The 6,069-nt window shown below is 40.5% G+C and carries 4 protein-coding genes; all 4 read right to left on the bottom strand.

The annotated features are described in order from the left end of the window. Positions 1–512: 512 nt before the first annotated feature. The 4 genes from H6G96_RS32405 to H6G96_RS32390 all read right to left on the bottom strand — a co-directional run bounded on the left by H6G96_RS32405 (position 513) and on the right by H6G96_RS32390 (position 6,061). Positions 513–2,441: a response regulator gene (locus H6G96_RS32405; protein WP_190917317.1), complete on the bottom strand. Its 1,929-nt coding sequence runs from the start codon at positions 2,439–2,441 to the stop codon at positions 513–515. Between the two features lie 47 nt (positions 2,442–2,488). Then, positions 2,489–2,938 (bottom strand): response regulator, encoded by a 450-nt coding sequence (locus H6G96_RS32400; protein WP_190917315.1) that lies wholly within the window; start codon positions 2,936–2,938, stop codon positions 2,489–2,491. A 239-nt stretch (positions 2,939–3,177) separates the two neighbouring features. Next, entirely contained in the window at positions 3,178–5,148 is a 1,971-nt protein-coding gene (locus H6G96_RS32395) for a CHASE3 domain-containing protein (RefSeq protein WP_190917313.1), read from the bottom strand. Positions 5,149–5,272: 124 nt separating this feature from the next. After that, positions 5,273–6,061 carry a tetratricopeptide repeat protein gene (locus H6G96_RS32390; protein WP_347242303.1) on the bottom strand — a complete coding sequence of 263 codons (789 nt, stop codon included), beginning with the start codon at positions 6,059–6,061 and terminating at the stop codon, positions 5,273–5,275. Positions 6,062–6,069 lie beyond the last annotated feature (8 nt).

Raw genomic sequence — 6,069 nt, 5'->3', positions numbered from 1 at the left:
CAGGCTTTGGCACAGGTAGTCTGTTTGCCAACATTGATAACGATAACAATGCATCCACAACATCACCTGTGTTGAGAACTATAAACTTTGAGATCGTTGCTTAACTAATGATATGTCTGCAAGTTTGTGGCTAGATGCCAATAGCCGCAATTGCAATCATCAGCATTGCTAATTAGGGATATTTAATCCTCTTCGTACTTGAAGTACGAGGAGGATTATAATTTAGACCTTCTGGATTTTGAGGATTTTAAATCCAACTACTACAGAATCCTAGAAATTTCTTATCTTTTAAAAATTCACATTTTGATTAAGCGATCGCATTTGCAAATATACCAGGCGATTAGAAATCGCGGTTACACAAACGTTCGCCCTTGGCGTTCCCGAAGGATAGGCCGCCTACGCAAACTCAAAGAATTTGAAACTCAATACATATCATTACTTACGAACAAACTCCATCTCTGATAAAAATACCCTTCTTTTTCCCCCAAAGAAACGTGCTGGATCTGTTGTGACTAAAAGGTTGGCTTTACAAGTTCGGCAATAACTTCTACTAACTGGTCAGCGTCTACTGGCTTGGGTAAGTGTGCTTGAAACCCTGCTGAGATTGCTTGTTGCTTGTCCACCTTTCCGGCATAAGCTGTCAATGCGATCGCTGGAATTCGCCCTCCTTGCTCTGGTGGCAAACTTCTAATTTCTTCCAGCAGCATATAGCCATCCATATCGGGCATTCCAATATCTAACACTAATACATCTGGCTGAAAATCCATCAAAGTTAAAATAACTTCAAAGGGTGAGCCTACACTTATTACTTCTGCTCCATACTCTTGAAGTATAAAATCAGCTAATTCCTTAGAATCAACTTCATCATCTACTAGTAAGACTCGGATACCACTTAAATTTAGACGATTATCAAACTGTTTAATGTTTATATTTGTTTGAGTCTGTTTTGTCATTAATGGTAGTCTGACGGTAAAAGTACTACCTTGTCCTTCACCAAGACTTTCTGCCCAGACTTGACCACCATGCAACTCTACGAGATGTTTGACAATTGCTAGCCCCATTCCCAATCCACCAAAGTTTCTAGTAGTCTTGCTATCTGCTTGACGGAATTTATCAAACACGTAAGGTAAAAAGTCGTGGCTAATTCCTTGGCCTGTGTCAGTGACTTGTATCTGGGCTTGTGTATCAACTTGCTTTAAGCGAACTTCTACAGAACCACCAGCAGGTGTGAACTTGATAGCATTAAACAGCAAATTCCAAAATACTTGCTGTAAACGAGTGGGATCTCCCAAAACAAAACATACATTTGGTGTTAAAACACTGTGCATCTGAATGTTTTTGGCTTGGGCTGCTAACTGAACACTTTCTAACGCTACCGAAATTATAGATACTAAATCTACAGAGTAAATATTCAGGTTGAGTTTACCTTGCAGAATTTGAGAAATATTTAAAAGGTCTTCTATCATCTGAGCCAACAATTTTGCATTGCGCTCAATAATGGCTATAGCTTCAGTTTTCTTAGACTCGTTTAACTGGTGGCTAGTAAGTAGCCTACACCAACCGAGTATTGGATTAAGTGGCGATCGCAACTCATGAGATAAAACGCTAAGAAATTCATCTTTAATTAGGTTACTTGCTTCTGCTTCTGCGCGTGCAGCTTGTTCCCGTTGCAGCAATTGTTCTCGCTCTTGCTCTGCCTGCTTACGTGCCGTAATGTCCTCAATGATGCCATCAATCACCGTAATCTCATTGTTGGCGCTCAAAGTCTGACTAATCCGCACCCAAATTTCATTGCCATCTGCTCGCCGTAAAAGTACTTCACGTTCGGGTGAATCATCAGTTTGTTTGAGTTCTTGCAAGAGTTGGGCATAGTCTCCTGGCTGAAAATAAGGTGCAAGGGTGTGACTTTCTGGAATTTTAGTCAAGGAATTTATACCCAGTAGATGCAGAAATGCACCATTACTTTCTAATAAAGCATCATCTCCTGTGAGACGATAAACTCCTACATTTAGTTGATTGAGCAGGGTTTGAAAGCGCAATTCTAGACCTTGAACTTTACGTTTAGTTGCAGCCCGTTCTACTGCTAAACGTACCGCTACAGGTAAACGCATATAATGACGCGCAGACTTAACCACATAATCGTCTAACCCTGACTTCATTGCCTCTACAGAAATTTCTTCTGAACCACTATTAGTGAACATCACTACCGGCAGTTCGGGATAACGGCTTTTAAATTTTTGCAGAACAGTTATACCATCACTCCATCGCAGTTGATAGTCAGTAATTACTACATCAAAATTTCCTGTTAACAACGCCTCCTCTAGCTCTTCTGGACGAATAACTTGCTTAATCTGAAGATCAGCAAACTCTTGTTCCAATGCGTGAATTGCTAACAAGCGATCGTGAGGATTATCATCTATTAGAAGAATGCGTAATACCATTTCAACTTGAGGTTTTTAAAGTTAATATGCAAGCTTACAAAGATAATTTACGAAATTTCAATCTGTGGCTTTTCATTAAAAACTATCCAATGTCGGTTAATAATATCGATAATTTCGACTAAATTATCAAAAGCAACAGGTTTGACCATATAAGCATTAACACCTAAGTCATAAAGATGATTAACATCGGCATATTCCCGCGAAGAAGTCAGAACCACGACTGGCATCCGCTTGAGTATAGGTTGCTGCCGTAACCACATCAAAACCTCAGCCCCAGAGCGGCGCGGAAGTTTGAGATCGAGTAATATCAGTACTGGTAAAGGATAATGACTACGTTTGCTATAAGGTTCCTCTCCAGATAGGTAAAGCACAGCTGCATCTCCATCGCTCACTACTTGAAGTGGGTTAAGAATCCCAGCTTTGCGGAAAGCTCTTTGGATCAGGAGAATATCTCTTGAATTATCCTCGACTAGTAAAATTGTGTCCTGTGTCTGCATGCAAAGAATTTATTTCCTGTCTGTAGTTAATAGCAATTTCATATCCCAGCAAATTCTCCTAAAATAATTGAGATTTTGCACCTAATTGACTGTTTATTGGTGTAGCTGATTGAAACAAAGTTGTGTTATCTAACTTCGTTTAGGATTCAGTTTAGATATATCTCAACTCCCAAAAACACTGAGAGTTTACCTGTATTAAAGGTAAACAATCCTCAAATCTTTGTCTTCTCTCCCAAGTATTAAGAGCTAATGTAGTTGTTATTCAAAACAGCTTTTGGCAAAGTAAAAAAGAAGCGACTGCCTTGACCTAACTGTGATTCTACACCAGAGAAACCACCCATTTTTTCTAGAGCTTTACGTATAATGGCTAACCCAATACCTGTACCTGGATAAACTTCTATACCATGAAGTCGTTCAAATACTTGGAAAATACGTTCCTGATGTTCTGGTGCAATACCGATACCATTGTCAACTATCCACAATTTGATCCAACTTTTACCCTCTTGAATATACTCCTGGGAGTAAATGTGTATTAAAGGTAATACGCCTGGTTGGACAAACTTGAGGGCGTTGCTAATCAAATTTATCACCGCTTGGATCAGTGTAGAATAGTGAGCCATGACCTGCACTAAAGGAATGTCAACTGTAACTTGAGCCTGTTGTTCTTGGATTTGTTCTTGTAATTTTTTGAGTGCTTCGTTAACTACAACAGCTAAGTCAACAGGTTGAATTTCGATTTGGCTTCGACTCAGACGACTATAAGACAGCAAGTCAGTAATTAAGCCGTCCATTTGCATAGCACCTTCATTAATATAGTTGAGGTAGCTTTGTCCAAAAGAATCTAGTTGACTGCTGTAATCTTCTTGTAATGCCTGAGCAAAGCCTTGTATAGTGCGTAAAGGTGCGCGTAAGTCATGAGAAACGGAATAACTAAAAGCTTCCAAGTCTTGATTAGTTTCTTGTAGTTGTGCAGTGCGTTCTAAAACACGATGCTCTAGTTCTTCGGCATATTCTTGCAGTTGTTGACGGAGTTGAGATTGTTGAATAGCGATCGCTAACTGTTCTGTGACTTCACAAGCCATCTGCCGATTTTCGTTGTTAAAAGCCTCAACTTCAGTGCTGGCAAGATGAAGCTCACCTATCAAAGCTCCCTGAATCTGCATCGGAATTGTTAAGCAACTATTTAACCCTGCCGCCAGCATTTGCTCTAGAATTGGCGATCGCTGCTCTAATTGAGCAATGTCTTGAATCAAACGAATTTGCCGTTGCTGTAAAACTTCAGTAGTAGCAAAGTCTTCCATTGGCAGTGCCATACCTTCAGCAGACTGGAATACACCATCAGTGCCACTCTCAATCACCTGAGCTGTTTTGGTTTCTAAATCGAATAACACCAAAAACGCTTGTTGGCAATTTACGAGTTGACGCAACCGTTCCAGAGCAAATTGTATAATTTGATTATTAGGTGTAGCAGATAAAATCGCCCGATCGATTTCATGCAAATCAGCAAGGCGTTGAGCAGAGTGTTGAACAATTTGAGTTTGCTCAATTGCGGTTTTCAAAGCATCTTCATAAGTTGTTGACACCTTCAAGATTTGTCGTCGAATAAATAAAGTTAGAATAGCGCCAATTCCCAGCGCCAAAAAAATACTGCTTACACTTAATTGTATTGTCGTCTCACGTACCGCTTCACTGCGCTGGGTTAGTAGCTGTTCTTCTATGGCAATAAAATCATTAATGTGACGACGGATAGCGTCCATTCGCTGTTTACGAGCTTTGAGGTTTAACAAAGATGCTTCGTCGCCTGGCTGATAACGTTTCTGCGGCAAAGATACTAAAAGTTTCCAATTATCATATTGGCTAATCAGTTGACGGACACTTTGCACCTGACTGGGATTATCCGACACTAAATCACTTAATTCTTGAAAAACGGTATCAATAATCGGACTGGCTTTTAAATAAGGCTCTAGGAATTGTTGATCACCTGTGAGCATATAGCCACGTAGTCCTGTTTCCAAGCCTTCTATCAGTTTCTGGGTTTGGTATGCCTGACCAATTACCTGGTGTGTATGGTCTACCCATTGCAGTGCTGAAAACAAACGGCTAACTTGCCACTGCGATATCCCAGAAAACAGCAGCAAAAAAAGGCTGGGTAGAGCGATTACCCTAGTAACCTGACGTTGAAATATAGTTCTAGCACTTTGGAGTCGCATACTATTGCCAATTTAACGTTAATTTGACATGTATGACAGTTGTCATTGGTGTGAACTTAACGCAAAAGCAACTCTATAATCAGCTTTAAGTGATTATCTTATTCCAAGTCAAGACTTAAAATGCCTAATGGAGATCGAGTGCTTTTTGCTTTTCTCCTAAAGCGGAGTAGACTGCACCGATATTATTGAGAGTAGTGGCTTCACCAGAGCGATCGCCCACTGCACGCAATATGGGAAGAGCTTGGTTGTAAAATTCGAGTGCTTTTTGCTTTTCTCCTAAAGCGTCGTAGACTAAACCGATATTATTGAGAGTAGTGGCTTCACCAGAGCGATCGCCCACTGCACGATATAGTGGCAGAGCTTGGTTGTAAAAATCGAGTGCTTTTTGCTTTTCTCCTAAAGCGTCGTAGACTAAACCGATATTATTGAGAGTAGTGGCTTCACCAGCGCGATCGCCCACAGCACGATATAGTGGCAGAGCTTGGTTGTAAAAATCGAGTGCTTTTTGCTTTTCTCCTAAATCGTCGTAGACTCCACCGATATTATTGAGTGTAGTGGCTTCACCAGAGCGATCGCCCACAGCACGATATAGTGGCAGAGCTTGGTTGTAAAAATCGAGTGCTTTTTGCTTTTCTCCTAAACGGCTATAGTTCAACCCAAGGCGAACCAGTGCAGTTGCTTCAAGTTTTTGGTCTTTGAGTTCTCGTGCAATAGTTAAAGCTTGCTGTAATATTTGTATTGCCTGTTGGTGTTTCTGTTGCTGTGTCAGCTTTATGCCTTGCTTTAGTAATTTTTCTGCTTCTTGCGATCGCGAATTTTGAGCCTGTCCCCAGGTGGGTTGAGCCATCAGCATTACTGTTAAAGGCGTTAGACAAACACCCAAAGCCAAAAAACTGCTGAGAAATTTTTTCATAAAATAAC

Source organism: Nostoc sp. FACHB-892 (assembly GCF_014698795.1).
Taxonomy (GTDB): Bacteria; Cyanobacteriota; Cyanobacteriia; order Cyanobacteriales; family Nostocaceae; genus Nostoc.
The sequence above is the reverse complement of the archived record's forward strand: the minus strand, read 5'-3'. Positions and strand labels throughout refer to the sequence as shown.

Coding starts and splice junctions, on each gene's coding strand:
- H6G96_RS32390 (WP_347242303.1), bottom strand. CDS start 6,061: ATGAAAAAATTTCTCAGCAGTTTTTTGGCTTTGGGTGTTTGTCTAACG.
- H6G96_RS32400 (WP_190917315.1), bottom strand. CDS start 2,938: ATGCAGACACAGGACACAATTTTACTAGTCGAGGATAATTCAAGAGAT.
- H6G96_RS32395 (WP_190917313.1), bottom strand. CDS start 5,148: ATGCGACTCCAAAGTGCTAGAACTATATTTCAACGTCAGGTTACTAGG.
- H6G96_RS32405 (WP_190917317.1), bottom strand. CDS start 2,441: ATGGTATTACGCATTCTTCTAATAGATGATAATCCTCACGATCGCTTG.